The 13,766-nt window shown below is 64.6% G+C and carries 13 protein-coding genes; 5 read left to right on the top strand and 8 right to left on the bottom strand.

The window, feature by feature from the left end:
* Positions 1–381, bottom strand: a complete 381-nt coding sequence (gene speD, locus EEB15_RS28440; protein ID WP_141513348.1) for an adenosylmethionine decarboxylase — start codon at positions 379–381, stop codon at positions 1–3.
* A 110-nt stretch (positions 382–491) separates the two neighbouring features.
* Here speD and tkt point away from each other — a divergent pair, with 110 nt between their 5' ends.
* The 4 genes from tkt (at position 492) to EEB15_RS28420 (ending at position 5,866) form a co-directional block, all read left to right on the top strand.
* On the top strand, positions 492–2,549 hold the full coding sequence (gene tkt / locus EEB15_RS28435) for a transketolase (protein ID WP_233259652.1): 2,058 nt from the start codon (positions 492–494) through the stop codon (positions 2,547–2,549).
* A 137-nt stretch (positions 2,550–2,686) separates the two neighbouring features.
* Complete coding sequence (locus tag EEB15_RS28430; RefSeq protein WP_141513347.1) at positions 2,687–3,532, top strand: hypothetical protein; 846 nt, start codon at positions 2,687–2,689, stop codon at positions 3,530–3,532.
* A 23-nt stretch (positions 3,533–3,555) separates the two neighbouring features.
* The gene (gene gap / locus EEB15_RS28425) at positions 3,556–4,554 is read left to right on the top strand and encodes a type I glyceraldehyde-3-phosphate dehydrogenase (RefSeq protein ID WP_141513346.1); all 999 of its coding nucleotides are present in this window, start codon (positions 3,556–3,558) and stop codon (positions 4,552–4,554) included.
* 73 nt (positions 4,555–4,627) lie between these two features.
* Positions 4,628–5,866: an MFS transporter gene (locus EEB15_RS28420; RefSeq protein WP_233259651.1), complete on the top strand. Its 1,239-nt coding sequence runs from the start codon at positions 4,628–4,630 to the stop codon at positions 5,864–5,866.
* On the opposite strand, the gene EEB15_RS28415 is transcribed toward EEB15_RS28420, so the two are convergent.
* The 4 genes from EEB15_RS28415 to EEB15_RS28400 all read right to left on the bottom strand — a co-directional run bounded on the left by EEB15_RS28415 (position 5,863) and on the right by EEB15_RS28400 (position 9,425).
* Entirely contained in the window at positions 5,863–6,888 is a 1,026-nt protein-coding gene (locus EEB15_RS28415) for a pirin family protein (RefSeq protein WP_141513345.1), read from the bottom strand. The genes EEB15_RS28420 and EEB15_RS28415 overlap by 4 nt on opposite strands.
* A 147-nt stretch (positions 6,889–7,035) precedes the next feature.
* A complete protein-coding gene (locus EEB15_RS28410) occupies positions 7,036–7,626 on the bottom strand; it encodes a hypothetical protein (protein ID WP_141513344.1) in 591 nt (196 codons plus the stop codon).
* Positions 7,627–7,629: 3 nt separating this feature from the next.
* A complete protein-coding gene (locus EEB15_RS28405) occupies positions 7,630–8,778 on the bottom strand; it encodes an AAA family ATPase (protein ID WP_141513343.1) in 1,149 nt (382 codons plus the stop codon).
* A gap of 170 nt (positions 8,779–8,948) precedes the next feature.
* On the bottom strand, positions 8,949–9,425 hold the full coding sequence (locus tag EEB15_RS28400) for a peptidylprolyl isomerase (protein WP_141513342.1): 477 nt from the start codon (positions 9,423–9,425) through the stop codon (positions 8,949–8,951).
* A gap of 88 nt (positions 9,426–9,513) precedes the next feature.
* Here EEB15_RS28400 and EEB15_RS28395 point away from each other — a divergent pair, with 88 nt between their 5' ends.
* Positions 9,514–10,239: a ProQ/FINO family protein gene (locus EEB15_RS28395; RefSeq protein ID WP_141513341.1), complete on the top strand. Its 726-nt coding sequence runs from the start codon at positions 9,514–9,516 to the stop codon at positions 10,237–10,239.
* Here EEB15_RS28395 and EEB15_RS28390 read toward each other — a convergent pair.
* From EEB15_RS28390 to EEB15_RS28380, 3 genes are read right to left on the bottom strand one after another with little or no spacing between them, the layout of a single operon-like run.
* The gene (locus EEB15_RS28390; protein ID WP_141513340.1) at positions 10,231–10,917 is read right to left on the bottom strand and encodes a response regulator; all 687 of its coding nucleotides are present in this window, start codon (positions 10,915–10,917) and stop codon (positions 10,231–10,233) included. The two genes, EEB15_RS28395 and EEB15_RS28390, sit on opposite strands and share 9 nt — an antisense overlap.
* The gene (locus EEB15_RS28385) at positions 10,914–12,494 is read right to left on the bottom strand and encodes an ATP-binding protein (protein WP_141513339.1); all 1,581 of its coding nucleotides are present in this window, start codon (positions 12,492–12,494) and stop codon (positions 10,914–10,916) included. The genes EEB15_RS28390 and EEB15_RS28385 overlap by 4 nt, the downstream gene beginning before the upstream one ends.
* A gap of 25 nt (positions 12,495–12,519) precedes the next feature.
* A complete protein-coding gene (locus EEB15_RS28380) occupies positions 12,520–13,395 on the bottom strand; it encodes an intradiol ring-cleavage dioxygenase (RefSeq protein ID WP_141513338.1) in 876 nt (291 codons plus the stop codon).
* Positions 13,396–13,766 lie beyond the last annotated feature (371 nt).

The following is a 13,766-nucleotide window of genomic DNA, read 5'->3' as shown; positions in this document are numbered from 1 at the left end:
TCATGCGTCGTCGCTACCCCGATCCAGCGACCGCTGCTCCGTCCACTCGGGCAGGAACCGGTCCACCAGCGCCGACATCAGGCCGCGCGCCTTCGCCGAATGGTCGCCGCCGAAATTGCAGACATAGACGTCGACCGTCACGGATTTCTGCTCGGGCCACGTGTGCAGGCACAGGTGCGATTCGGCCAGCAGAACCGTGGCCGTGACCCCTCCGGGGCCGCGGTCTGTGCCGGGAAAGGTGTGGAACAACTGATTCACCGCCTGCAGGCCGGACGTCTGCACCGCCTGCAAGCACCACTCGCCCAGCTTGGACGCGTCCGTCAGCCAGGCGGCGTCGCAGCGGCACTGGTAGAGATCGGCGGTGAGGTGGAGACCTTGCATTGGCATCACTGTAGACGAAGAGCGGGCACGGATCCGGTACAAACCGACGGGGCTCCGGCCAGCAAGTAAAATCTCGGGTTTCCCCTGATACACCCCCCGGAGCCGTCCCCATGGTCAACGATTTCCCCGTGGCAGAAGCCATTCGCAGCAACATGGCGAATGCCATTCGGGCCCTGGCCATGGACGCGGTCCAGGCGGCCAATTCGGGTCACCCAGGCGCCCCCATGGGCATGGCCGACATCGCTGTGGCGCTGTGGGGCAATCACCTCAAGCACAACCCGACGGACCCGAGTTGGTTCGACCGCGACCGTTTCGTGCTGTCGAACGGCCACGGCTCGATGCTGATTTACGCGCTGTTGCACCTCACGGGCTACGACCTGCCCATCGACGAGCTGAAGAACTTCAGGCAGCTGCACAGCAAGACGGCGGGCCACCCCGAGGTGGGCATCACCCCCGGCGTCGAAACCACCACCGGCCCGCTGGGCCAGGGCATCACCAATGCCGTGGGCATGGCGCTCGCTGAAAAGCTGCTGGCCGCGGAATTCAACCGCGACGGCCACACTGTCGTCGACCACAACACCTACGTTTTCCTGGGCGACGGCTGCCTGATGGAAGGCATCAGCCACGAAGCCTGCGCGCTGGCCGGCGCCTGGAAGCTGAACAAGCTGATCGCCGTGTATGACGACAACGGCATCTCCATCGACGGCCAGGTCGCACCCTGGTTCATCGACGATGTGCCCGCCCGCTTCAAGGCGTACGGCTGGAATGTGATCGGCCCGATCGACGGCCATGACGTCGCCGCAGTGGACCGCGCCATCGCCGAGGCCCGCCGCAGCGCCGACAAGCCCACGCTGATCGACGCCAAGACCCATATCGGCAAGGGCAGCCCGAACCGCGCCAACACCGCCAAGGCGCACGGCGAAGCGCTGGGCCCGGAAGAAGTCAAGCTCACGCGCGAAGCCATGGGCTGGCCGCACGAGCCCTTCGTCGTGCCGCAAGAGGTGTACCGCGAGTGGGACGCCAAGGCGCGCGGCGTGGCCGCACAAGCCGAATGGGACAAGCGTTTCACCGCCTACGCCGGCGCTCACCCGGAACTCGCCGCCGAATTCACGCGCCGCATGAAGGGCGAGCTGCCCAAGAACTTCGCGCAAGTCGCCGTCGACGCCGCCATCGCCGCGCACTCCAAGGCCGAGACTGTCGCCTCGCGCAAGGCCTCGCAGATCGCGCTGGAAGCCTACACCGCCGCCCTGCCGGAAATGCTGGGCGGCTCGGCCGACTTGACTGGCTCCAACCTCACCAACACGAAGAGCACGGCGCCGCTGCGCTTCGACCTGGCCGGCGATGTCAAGCGCGGCGAAGACGGCAAGATCGGCCGCCACATCAACTACGGCGTGCGCGAATTCGGCATGGCCGCGGTGATGAACGGCGTTGCGCTGCACGGCGGCTACATCCCTTACGGCGGCACCTTCCTCACCTTCAGCGACTACAGCCGCAACGCGATCCGCATGGCCGCGCTGATGAGGAAGCGCGTGATCCATGTCTTCACGCACGACTCCATCGGCCTCGGCGAAGACGGCCCGACCCACCAGTCGATTGAGCACGCCGCCAGCCTGCGCCTCATCCCCAACCTGGACGTCTGGCGTCCGGGCGACACCGCCGAAACAGTGGTGGCCTGGGCCGTCGCGCTGCAAAACGTGAACCGCCCGACGGCGTTGCTGCTGTCGCGCCAGAACCTGCCTTACGCGCCGAAAGCGGCCCTCGACGACATCAGCAAGGGCGCCTATGTGCTGGCCGAGCCGAGCGAAGTGGGCCTGGGCAATAAGAAGCCGCAAGCCGTGATCATCGCGACCGGTTCCGAAGTGCAGCTCGCGCTGAAGGCGCAAGAGCTGCTCGCCGCGCAGCAGATCGCGGTGCGCGTGGTGTCCATGCCCAGCACCAGTGCCTTCGACCGCCAGAGCGTTGCGTACAAGACCAGCGTGTTGCCGGCCGGTGTGCCGCGCATCGCCGTCGAGATGGGCGTGACCGACTACTGGTGGAAGTACGGCTGCGCCGCCGTCGTCGGCATCGACACCTATGGCGAGTCGGCCCCGGCGAGCGTGCTGTTCAAGCATTTCGGCTTCACGCCGGAGAATGTCGCCGACACGGTGCGGGCGGTTTTGGCCAAATGAACTTGCGGGGCGCGTCCACGGTTGTCACGCTCTGGTGGGCGCTCGCCTCAGTTGTTTGTGCCGCAAGCGAGCTCACAGCAGTGCCGTCTTTCGCCGGTGATTGCCTCCGATCGCTTGACGGACCCCAGGCGAAGCCAATGTATCCCGAAGAGGCATACAAGCGCAAAGAAGGCGGGACAGTCAATATCGAGATGGAGTTCGCGACGCAAGATTTGGCACCGAAGATCAAAGTGCATTCCGGCGAAGCTTCGGTTGAATTGGTGAGTGCCGTTCACGAATATGCACTACGTCTCCGACTTCCGTGCGCAAAGTCCCACGAACCGGCGGTTCGTCTTGAGCAAGAGTTTGTGTTTGTGCCCAACGATGGTCGAAAGGTCGCTTGGACTATCGCCCGATCACCGTCGGGAACCCCGAAAATTGCGCACTGCGTGCAGCATTTGGAACCGGGGAGCAAGCCCATCTACCCGAGCAAAGCAGGCCGAGAAGGTCGGCAGGGAAGTGTATTGGCGAATGTCTTGTTCACGGCGGTGAACGAAAAGCCCCAAGTGACATTTCCGGATCCGAGCCCGTATCCCGAGTTGGCGGAAGCCGTAAGGCGCTTTGCAGAAGATTACCGACTAACGTGCTGGGACGGCAAGCCCCTGCTCGCTTTCCAGCAGTTCAATTTTCGAATGGATGACGGTGAGAAAAAGCTGCTGAAAGACATCTCGCTGCTGACCTTTGTTCGCGCCGCGAGAAATGCGACGGCGATGCCGGTTTTTTTCAGTTTGGATGGAATGGGTTGTCCGTTCGATGTGCGATTGCGCTATTGGCAGCCCATCTACCGCAATGAAGTTGGCGAGGTTGGCTCTGAAGTGCCAGCCCGCCGTGCATTCCTCGATTGGTTGTCGACGCTAGTTTTAGACTTGCCGGCCAAAAGCCAGAACGCCATTCTGGGTGACACCATGACCGTCTCTGTGCCATGCGGCAAGATTGACCTGTAGATTTTTTCCTGGAGCAATTCATCATGACCATCAAGATCGGCATCAACGGTTTCGGGCGCATCGGCCGCAACGTCCTGCGTTCGGCAGTGCAGAATTTCAGTGACATCGAGATCGTCGGCATCAACGACCTGCTCGAGCCCGACTACCTCGCCTACATGCTGCAGTACGACAGCGTGCACGGCCGCTTCAAGGGTGAGGTCTCGGTCGAAGGCAACACGCTGATCGTCAACGGCAAGAAGATCCGCCTGACGCAGGAGCGCGACCCTGCGGCCCTCAAGTGGAACGAAGTCGGCGCCGACATCGTGATCGAATCGACCGGCCTGTTCCTCGACAAGGAAGGCGCGGGCAAGCACCTGGCCGCCGGCGCCAAGAAGGTCATCATCTCGGCCCCGTCGAAAGACGACACGCCGATGTTCGTGTTCGGCGTGAACGACAAGACGTACAAGGGCGAGGCCATCATCTCCAACGCCTCGTGCACGACCAACTGCCTGGCGCCGCTGGCCAAGGTGCTGAACGACAAATGGGGCATCAAGCGCGGCCTGATGACCACCGTGCACGCCGCCACCGCAACGCAGAAGACCGTGGATGGCCCGAGCAACAAGGACTGGCGCGGCGGCCGCGGCATTCTGGAAAACATCATCCCCTCGTCGACCGGTGCGGCCAAGGCCGTCGGCGTCGTGATCCCCGAGCTGAACAAGAAGCTCACGGGCATGAGCTTCCGCGTGCCGACCTCCGACGTGTCGGTGGTCGACCTGACGGTGGAACTGGTGAAGGAAGCCAGCTACAAGGAAATCTGCGCCGAATTCAAGGCGCAATCCGAAGGTGCGCTCAAGGGCGTGCTGGGCTACACCGAGGACAAGGTGGTCGCCACCGATTTCCGTGGCGATGCGCGCACCTCCATCTTCGACGCCGACGCCGGCATCGCGCTGGACGGCACGTTCGTGAAACTCGTGTCCTGGTATGACAACGAATGGGGCTACTCCAACAAGTGCCTGGAGATGGTGCGCGTCGTCGCAAAGTAAAGACCTCACCGGAACCCAGCGAAAAAACGCGCCTTGCGGCGCGTTTTTTCTTTGACGGCCGAACACCAATCTCATGGGCACTTTCTCCGACCCCACCTTCCGCGACCTGATGGCGCAGCGCGCCTTCATGCGGCTGTGGACGGCGCGGCTGGCGGGCACCACCGCCAACCAGATGATCATGGTGGCGTTGGGTTGGCAGATGTACGACCTGACCGGCAGCGCGTGGGACCTGGGGTTGATCGGCCTGTACCAGTTCGTGCCCGCGCTGGCGCTCACGCTGTGGGCCGGTCATGTGGTCGATCGTCACCATCGGGGCCGCATCGTCGCGTGTTGCCTCGCCGTGTCCTGCATCGCGTCACTGGTGCTCACCGCGGCGAGCCGCGGCCAATGGGCGTCGCGCGAACTGCTGCTCGGCGTGTCGCTGGTCTTCGGCTCGGTGCGAGCATTCCAGATGTCGGCGCAGCTCGCGTTGACGCCGCAGGTCGTGCCACTGGCGCTGTTGCAGCGCGCGACGGCATTCAGTTCCGCGGGCATCCAGGTCGCGATCATCGGCGGTCCCGCACTGGGCGGGCTCGTCTTCCTGGCCGGTGTCGACAAGGTCTACGCATTGGGCTCCCTGCTATTGGCCACCAGCAGTCTGATGATCGTGCGGCTGCGCTACATCCACGTCGTGCAGCCGCGCGAGCCCGTCAGCCTGGCCACCTTGCTGGCCGGCGTCGGATTCATCTGGCGCCACAAGGTGATGCTGGGCGCCGTCTCGCTGGACCTGTTCGCGGTGTTGTTGGGCGGCGCCGTGGCGCTGCTGCCGATGTTCGCCAAGGACATCCTGCACGTGGGGCCGCAGGGCCTCGGGCTGCTGCGCAGCGCGCCGGCGCTGGGCGCGGTCATCATTTCCGTTGTGCTCAGCCGCTGGCCACTGCGCCGCCGCATCGGGCGCACCCTGCTGATCTCGGTGGCGGTGTTCGGCGTGTGCATGGTGGTGTTCGGCCTGTCGACCAGTTTCGTGCTGTCGATGGTTGCGCTGGCCGTCTCCGGCAGTGCCGACATGGTGAGCATCGTCATTCGCCAGACGCTGGTGCAGCTGGAGACGCCGGATGCAATGCGCGGGCGGGTCTCCGCCGTCAACAGCGTGTTCATCGGCGCCAGCAACCAGCTGGGCGAATTCGAATCGGGCGCAACGGCGGCGCTGCTGGGGCCGGTGGGCTCGGTGGTGGCGGGCGGCATCGGCACCGTGCTGGTAGCGCTGTGCTGGAGGCACTTCTTTCCGACGTTGGCGCGGCGGGACCAGCTCGCCCCGCCGACCGCACCCTAACTGCGCGGCGCTTCCTCACGCCCGCCCGGGTGCCGGGCAAACCGCTTCGCCTCGCGCCCGTGCACCGGCGCCTGGTCGGGCCAGGGCCAGCCGCCGAACTGCGTGCGGCGGTAGTCCTGCATCGCCTGCATGATCTCGGCCTGCGTGTTCATCACGAACGGGCCGTACTGCACGACAGGCTCGCTGATCGGCTTGCCCTGCAGCAGCAGGAACTCGCCTTGCACTTCGCCGTTGACCAGTTCGACCGGCACGTCGCCGCGCACTTCGATGGCCACCGGGCCGTGCACCGCCTGCCCACCCACGGTGGCGGTGGCGCCCTTGAAGAAATACAGCGTGCGGCGTGTGCCTTGGCCCTTGGCGGCCGGCAGCGTCCATTGGGCACCGGGCTCCATGCGCAGGGTCCAGATCGCGACGTCGGCGCCGGGCTGCGCCGCCCAGGAGTCGGGTGGCGGCGCCAGCGGCTTGCCCGCGCCTTCGAGCTCACCTGCGACAGTGGACACGACGGTCGTGCGCCCGGCCTCGTCCTTCGCCGTCAGTTGCGGGATGTCGCCCGACCAGAACATCGTGAAATGCGCCGGCACCATCTTGTTTTTCGCCGGCAGGTTCAGCCAGATCTGGAACAGCTCCAGCGGATTGGGCTCCTCGCGATTGAGCAACGGGAACATTTCCGAATGAACAACGCCGCCGCCGGCGGTGAGCCATTGCGCATCGCCCTGGCCGAAGCGCGCGGTGGCGCCCAGCGAATCGGAGTGGTCGATGAGGCCCTTGCGCACGACCGTCACGGTCTCGAAGCCGCGGTGCGGGTGGCCCGGAAAGCCGGGCACGGTGTCGCCGTGGTACATGCTCCAGCCGTCCTTGCGGCTGAAGTCCTGCCCGATGTCGCGGCCGTCCAGCGACACCGCAGGCGCCAACGCCTCGTCGCCCGCCGGGTACGCGTCGTCGTGATAGGCGCAGAACAGGAACGGGTCCACGGTTTCCCACGGGAAACCGAGCGGCTTGATGCTGAGGATGGGGCTGGTCATGGGCGGCACTCCGGTGGATTGAGGAAAAGGCATCCGCTGCAGATGAGGGCGGGCGCCCGAGCCAAAAGGCCGGGGCCCTGGGACGCTGCGGCCTATGGGCAGGACAATCACCCTGCGGTAAAGGCCCGCAGCTCGAATCGCTATGAGCTACGCAGCGCCAATTCTTTCCATCGCGGCAATGGCGCGAGAGAGGCTGTTCGAGTGTCCCATGGCCACGCGGGGGCGCCACCTCGCCTCCACAAAACTACACATCCGCAGGTTATAGGCTGGACCGATACGGGGGTATTGCCCGAAATTTCTGGGTACCAAGTCTCCTCTCAATTCGGTCCCGGCGTGCGCCCTTGCCAGTTTCAATAACTCCAATTTTGGATCCTGCAGTTGCTCTGGATTTGTGGGTAGGCTATTTGGTGGGGCATCGAGGAAGGTTGCCAAGCGTCTACGGTCGGCAAGAACCCACGACTCGATCTCCTTGACGGCGACTCGCACCAGCAAGTTTTCAGCTTGATCCCATTTGGCGAGAAGGCCGGGTGCGCATTCGTCCCCATCTAGGTCCACCCCCACCAAGACGGGCATTTTTTTCGAAAGATTGGCATATGCCGCCAACTCGCGCTGCACATTCCCCCTTCCGCCCTTCACTTCACTACGAACAATCCAGTGATTCGGGAGAATTTCACGGATACATTTTTGTAGAACGGCCTGAGTAAGCTTGTCTTCGGCGACAAGAGCGATGGGACTCATTGCTTAAACACTGGCGAGGGAATCGATCTCAGGGGGCGCGGCGTGAGGCAAGATCGCCGGTCCCAAACTCAACCCCCCCTCGACAAGCGCAACCACATCGGTCAAGTCTTTCGCGGGCCGGATCTTGGTCGCATCCGTTGAAGGCTCTAGCAAGACAACTTCGTCAAGCGAAATGCCTTCGTCGGCCAGCAAGTCATGACTATGCGTAGTTACGAGAACTTGTCCCTTGCCTTGTAGTTTGTAGATGAACGGTGCAAGAAAACTAACAATCTTGGCGTTAAGCGAGAGCTCAGGCTCTTCCAGGAGTAGCAACCCAGGATCTTCTTGAAGTACCCAAAAGAGGCCGATCAATCGAAGCGTTCCATCGGAGAATTGCTCTTCACGCTGCCACGCTCCGTTAACTCGCCAGTGGGCGTATTTGGCCTTTAGGTGTGGCTTCCCGTTTGAAGGATCTCGCTCAAATTGAAGCTCCTCAAGCTGAGGCACGGCCTTTTTTAGAACCTCCTGAATCTTGGTTAACCGCTTTTTTCTTCTGCGCTCAGTGGCCGACGCAATGCGATCTAAGAAGCCTTGTCCAAACGGGTCATTCTCCAGGTAGTGACCGCTTAGGCCTTCCGCATACTTGAGCAACTGGGGAACCAGGTGCAAGTAGACGGTCTTGCCAAAAAAATCAGCAATGGGTCGAAACTCGTGATTGCTGTTCACCTGCTCCAGATTTGTTTGAGTCAGTCGTTCCGGATCTTGCCGATCCTCGGGTGTTGGCCGATCCAGTAGCGGAGTATCCGGGTTGTCGCCGTAAACGACTTCTCTCTTGACAACCGGCCGACGTTTGCCGGCCGTCTCCTGGCTAATTTCAAGAACATATCGCCAGCAAATTGAATCACCGTCCTCCGTGAACTTCAAATCGAGCAAGATGTTTGGATCTCTGCGAGCCGCTAGAGATCGGACCTTACTCATGCCTCCACGATCCTTTAGTGCCTTTTGGAGCCCGCCACCACTGCTGTTCGCAACATCGCGCAAGAACCTAAAGATGTCCAGAAAGTTCGACTTTCCCGATGCGTTAGCGCCAACAATAAAAGTGCGGCTGCTCAAGGAAACATCAGCGTCGGTGAAATTCTTCCAGTTTCTGATCTTGATCGAGTGAATTCTCATTCTTGTCTTTCGAGCTGAACATGCCGAGCTGCGTCAGCTAAAGAGTCCGCCAGTGCACTTTTTGATTGCAACACACTAAAAGCCTCGACACAACTGGATGCGTCGCCTTGGCGTGTGCCGAACACAGACTTGGGTTCTGCGCTCGGAAGCGCAACGTACTCCCATCGGCCTCAGTGGTGATGTCCGTGCTCGCCGTGGACGTGCTTGTGCTCGATCTCTTCGGCCGTGGCGGCGCGCACGCCCGTCACCTTGAGCTGGAACTTCAGCTCCTTGCCCGCCAGCGGGTGGTTGCCGTCCAGGTGAACCGTGTCGCCCTTGATCTTCATCACGTGGAAAACATGCGGTGTGCCGTCGTCGGTGCGCCCTTCCAGCTGGCCGCCCACCTTCACGCCGGGCGGGAATTCGCTCTTGGGGATGGTGCGTACCAAGGCTTCGTCGCGCTCGCCGAAGGCGTCTTCGGGCTTCAGCTGCAGTGTGACCTGGAAGCCCGCTTCCTGGCCGTCCAGCGCCTCCTCGATCTTGGGCAGGGTGTTCTCGTAGCCCCCGTGCAGGTAGACCATCGGGTCCTTGCTCTGCTCGATGAGCTTGCCATTGGGTTCGGCCACCTTGAAGTGGAGGGTGACGACGGTGTCTTTTTCGATTTTCATGGCTTGGGATTCTGCCCCCGAAAGTGCGTACAGTCTGGGCTCCAGTGATTGCCCCTGTCCGACCCGATTCTTCGACCACGATTCCCCGATGACCGATTCCCCGATTTCCGACAGCCCGCCGCAGGACGCGCCGGCCCCCGACGCCCCGCTCGAAACGGCCCAGCCAGAGGCGGATCAGCCGCAAACGGCCGAGACCAAGGGCGCCAAGGCCGGCAAGGCCAAGGCAGCCCGGCCCCCGCGCGACGCTGCTTTCGCCGTGCTGGAGCGCCTGTTCCAGCTCTACCCCAAGATGTTCGGCGCGCGTTTCCTGCCGCTCAAGCTGGGCGTGTACCAGGAACTGTTGGCGGCGCACCCGGAGGACTTCAAGAAGGAAGACCTCAAGGTCGCGCTGGGCCTGCACGCCCGATCGACGCGTTACCTGGAGGCCGTGGCCGCCGGCCACAAGCGGCATGACCTGAGCGGCGAGCCGGTCGAGGATGTCGCGCCCGAGCACGTGCACCACGCCATCATGGAAGTGTTCCGCCGCCGCCAGGCCCGCTCCAAGGAAGATCTGCGGCCGTGGGTGCGTTCCCGCCTGGTCGTGGCGATCGAAGCCTCCGGCCTTTCGCGCGACGAGTTCACCGAGCGCGTCAACGCCAAGGACGAGTTGTCGATTGCCGTGCTCGATGAGGCCTTCGCCGAGCTGGCCGAACAGACGGCCAAGCGTGAAGCCGTGCGCCGCGCATACGAAGCGAGCGGCAAGACGCCCGAGGAATTCGCCGACATGTACGGCATGGACCTCAAGGTTGTCAAGGCCGCGTTGAAGTCACGCTGAATCCGCCGGCGGCTCCAGCGCGAAGCCGACGCCGTAGACCGCCCGCAGCCACTCGTGTCCCGGATCGAGCGCCGCGAACTTGCGCCGCAGGTTCTTGACGTGGCTGTCGATGGCGCGCTCGCTGGTGTCCAGTGCATCCGGATACGCCAGCGCCAGAAGCTGCGCGCGCGAGTAGATCCTGCCCGGCTGGCGTGCCAGCACCTGCAGCAACTGGAATTCCGTTCGCGTCAGCTCCAGCGCCCGGCCGCGCAGTGACGCCTGCCAGCGCTGCGCATCCAGCACCAGCGGCGGCTCGGCTCGCTCACTTGCCGGCAGCACGCGGCGCAGCACGGTCTTGACTCGCGCCAGGACTTCGCGCGGCGAGAACGGCTTGCAAACGTAGTCGTCCGCGCCCAGCTCCAGGCCCAGCAGCCGGTCCACCTCTTCCACCCGCGCGGTGATCATGATCACAGGCACGCTGCTGTCGCGACGCAGCGCCTTGAGCACCTCCATGCCGTCCAGGCCCGGCAGCATCACGTCCAGCAGCACCAGCTGTGGCGGTGACCGTTGGATCATCGCCAGCGCCTGTGCGCCATCGCCAGTCTGTTGCGTGCGGAAACCGTCCCGCTGCAGATAGTCGACCAACACCGATGCGATGTCGGCGTCGTCTTCCACCACCAGCACGCAGCCTTTGCTCACTTCGTGTCCCCCAGGGGAAAGCGCAGGCACACCTGCAATCCGCCCAGCGCGGAACCCGCGGCAGCGATCTGCCCGCCGTGCGCCTCGACGATGGACTTGCAGATCGCGAGGCCCAGGCCCGAACCACCCGATTCGCGGCTGCGCGACGCCTCGGCGCGGAAGAAGCGCTCGAACAGGCGAGGGATATCCTGCGGCGCCGGGCAGGGCGCGCTGTCGTCGAAGCAGATCAGCAGCAAGCGCGAATTCCCCGTGACTTCGACGTCCGCCCGCAACCGCAGCGTGCCGCCGGCAAGCGTGTAGCGCAGCGAGTTTTCCAGGAGGTTGACGAACACCTGGTGCAGCCGCACCGCATCACCCGGCATCGTGGGGTTCTCGCCGGCCACGAGCGCCAAAACAGATTCCATGTCGAGTGCGAGCCCGGCCTGCGTGAAGCGCTCCCGCATGTCGTCGGCCGCCTCCGCCAGCAGCGCGACCGGCCGGACGGGCGTGCGGGCCTGCGCCGAAACCGAATAGCCGTCGTCCAGCGTCAACCGCAGGTCGTTCACCAGCGTGCCCAGCCGCATCACCTGCCGGTGCAGCCGCTGCGCCGTGCCGTCGTCGAAGCGGCGCACGCCGTCCTGAAGCGCCTCGATCTCGGCGCGCAGCGCCGTGATGGGCGTGCGCAATTCATGCGCCACGTCTGACAGCCAGCGTTGGCGCGAATTTTCCACCGCGGCAAGTTGCTCGGCCATGAGATTGAACGACTGCGTGAGGCTCGCCAGTTCATCGTTCCCCTGCACCGGCAGGCGCGTTTCGAATCGGCCTTGCGCAACGGCTTGCGCGCCATCGGTGAGACGTGCCAGCGGGCGCAACCAGCGCCGCGCGAGCAGCCAGGAGAGCAGCAGCGCGAGCACGAGCCCGGCGGCGCCGGCCATCATCACGAAGCCCGACTGCTGCGCGACGAAGGCCCGGTCGGCGTCGGTCTGCACCCCGGCCAGCGGCGCCAACGCCAGGTAGCCGACGGTGCGGCCGTCGTGCTGCAGCGGCATCTTCACGGCGCCCGGCCAGCCGATCGCGTTGCCGGCCAGGCGCGTCTCGTGGGCGTCGAACACCGCCAAACGGTTGTAGATGTTGTCTGCCCGAGCACGTGGATCGCCGGGCATGTCGGGCGGCGGCGGCGGTGCGAAACGGCCCGGCAGCACGTCGAGCTGCGGTCGCATCATGGGCCCGGGTTCCGGGCCGCGCGTGTCCGGCCCGCGCGCTCCGGCGCCCTGCGGCGGTGGCGGTGGACCGCCAGGCCGGTCATCGTGCAGCGAGGCCCGCGCACCACGTGGCCCTCGATCGCCCAATGCCGACATTTGCACCGCATGCCAGGCATCGGGATCGTCCTTGAGAAATTGCCAGCTGCCTTGCTTGGCATAGCGCTCCAGCAGGCCGCGGCCCAGCCAGTCGAGGCGCGAGAGCTCGATTTCAGCCACGTACTGGCCGATGCCGCGCTGCAGCCCGAGCCAGGACGAGCCGGTGAAGATCAGCAGCAGTGCCGCCAGCAGCGCGGCCAGGGCCAGGAAGAACTTGCGCTGCAGCGTCAGCAGGGGCATAGCCGGATTGTCGGCCAGCCGCCGGTCAAGCTGCGATCGCGATCGAGATGTTCGCCGTGTAGCCCGCGCTCACGCTGCCGGCCATCGTCACCATTTCCAGGCTGGTGCCGTCGCTGAACACGTTGTCGGACGCGAAGCTGATGTTGCCCAGGTTGTTGAGGCTGGCCGTGTAGCCGCTGGCCGTGCTGTAGACGGTGCGCAGCGTCTCGGTCGGGAACGCCAGCTGCGTGGTCTTGACCTTGTTGGACGCGGTCGTGGCCTTGGCCAGGCTGGGGTAGACCTCCAGGTGCATGTGCGGCATGCGGCCGGCGTAGCAGCCCGGCACGATCGTGGTGAAGGTCACCTGCCCGCTGGCATTGGTCTCCTGCACGCCGCGCAACGCGTTGTCGCTGACGTTGGACGTGGTGTAGACGGAGTAGTTGCCCTCGCGCGAGCAGTGCCACAGGTAGATGGCGTAGCCGGCCAGCGAAGCGCAGCTGGCCGAGGCGTTGGTCAGGGTCAGCGTGAGGGTCAGCGGCACGCCGCCGACCTGGGTGCTGCTGCCGATGTTGCTGCGGATGTCGGATCGCACGATGCCGGCCAGGGCCAGCACGTTGTAGGTGGTGTTGCTGGCCATCGAGCCGTCGGCCGGGTACGGGCCCGCGGTCTCTTCGGGCACCACGCTGCAACTGGCGGGATTGGTGCTGACGGTGCCGGTGTTGGCGGTTGTCGTGCCGGTACTGCCCGTGCTGGTGGTCGTGGTCGACGACGTTTCCGCCTCGTCGCCGCCACCGCCGCAGCCTGACAGGCCCAGCAGGCCGGTAGCGCCAAGCGCACCGAGCGCGCCTGCGCCGGCGATGGCGCTCAGCGCGCGGCGGCGCGACGCGGCCGCGCTGGCGCGGCGAAGTGAAAGCTCGTTCATCCGAATTCTCCGTTTGCGTTGGGATGGGGGTCACTGTGGCTGGTGATTGAGGAGGAAAAGAGGAGGTTCTTCGCTGAATTCCGAAAGGCAGATATGCGCTCTGAGACCTCGCGGCAACGCCGTGCATGGCCGGGCCGCGGCGCGATGGCTACGGCGTCCGGCATCGCTTGCTGTCGCAAGCTCCTGCCGGAGTCCCCGCGCTGGACGGTCTTGCGGCCCGCGCGGCACAACTCGCCGCCGCTTCGCTGCGACTCAAACAGGTGCCGCGAGCATGAGACGGTCGCGTCGCAAGCGACGCTGGGCCGCAAGACCGTCCACCGCGGGCGCCTGGGCTTTATTCGCGCCGCGGCCCGGCCATGCACGGCGTTGCA

The sequence above is a fragment of the Ramlibacter sp. WS9 genome, assembly GCF_003797765.1.
Taxonomy (GTDB): domain Bacteria; phylum Pseudomonadota; class Gammaproteobacteria; order Burkholderiales; family Burkholderiaceae_C; genus Ramlibacter.
Note: the sequence above shows the minus strand (reverse complement) of the source record. Positions and strands in the feature narration are given on the sequence as shown.

Bases quoted from the DNA above. Each gene is read 5' to 3' on its own strand.
- EEB15_RS28415 (WP_141513345.1), bottom strand. From the start codon at position 6,888: ATGACCAGCCCCATCCTCAGCATCAAGCCGCTCGGTTTCCCGTGGGAA.
- speD (WP_141513348.1), bottom strand. From the start codon at position 381: ATGCAAGGTCTCCACCTCACCGCCGATCTCTACCAGTGCCGCTGCGAC.
- EEB15_RS28420 (WP_233259651.1), top strand. From the start codon at position 4,628: ATGGGCACTTTCTCCGACCCCACCTTCCGCGACCTGATGGCGCAGCGC.
- EEB15_RS28380 (WP_141513338.1), bottom strand. From the start codon at position 13,395: ATGAACGAGCTTTCACTTCGCCGCGCCAGCGCGGCCGCGTCGCGCCGC.
- EEB15_RS28385 (WP_141513339.1), bottom strand. From the start codon at position 12,494: ATGCCCCTGCTGACGCTGCAGCGCAAGTTCTTCCTGGCCCTGGCCGCG.
- EEB15_RS28410 (WP_141513344.1), bottom strand. From the start codon at position 7,626: ATGAGTCCCATCGCTCTTGTCGCCGAAGACAAGCTTACTCAGGCCGTT.
- EEB15_RS28405 (WP_141513343.1), bottom strand. From the start codon at position 8,778: ATGAGAATTCACTCGATCAAGATCAGAAACTGGAAGAATTTCACCGAC.
- EEB15_RS28430 (WP_141513347.1), top strand. From the start codon at position 2,687: ATGTATCCCGAAGAGGCATACAAGCGCAAAGAAGGCGGGACAGTCAAT.
- EEB15_RS28395 (WP_141513341.1), top strand. From the start codon at position 9,514: ATGACCGATTCCCCGATTTCCGACAGCCCGCCGCAGGACGCGCCGGCC.
- tkt (WP_233259652.1), top strand. From the start codon at position 492: ATGGTCAACGATTTCCCCGTGGCAGAAGCCATTCGCAGCAACATGGCG.
- gap (WP_141513346.1), top strand. From the start codon at position 3,556: ATGACCATCAAGATCGGCATCAACGGTTTCGGGCGCATCGGCCGCAAC.
- EEB15_RS28400 (WP_141513342.1), bottom strand. From the start codon at position 9,425: ATGAAAATCGAAAAAGACACCGTCGTCACCCTCCACTTCAAGGTGGCC.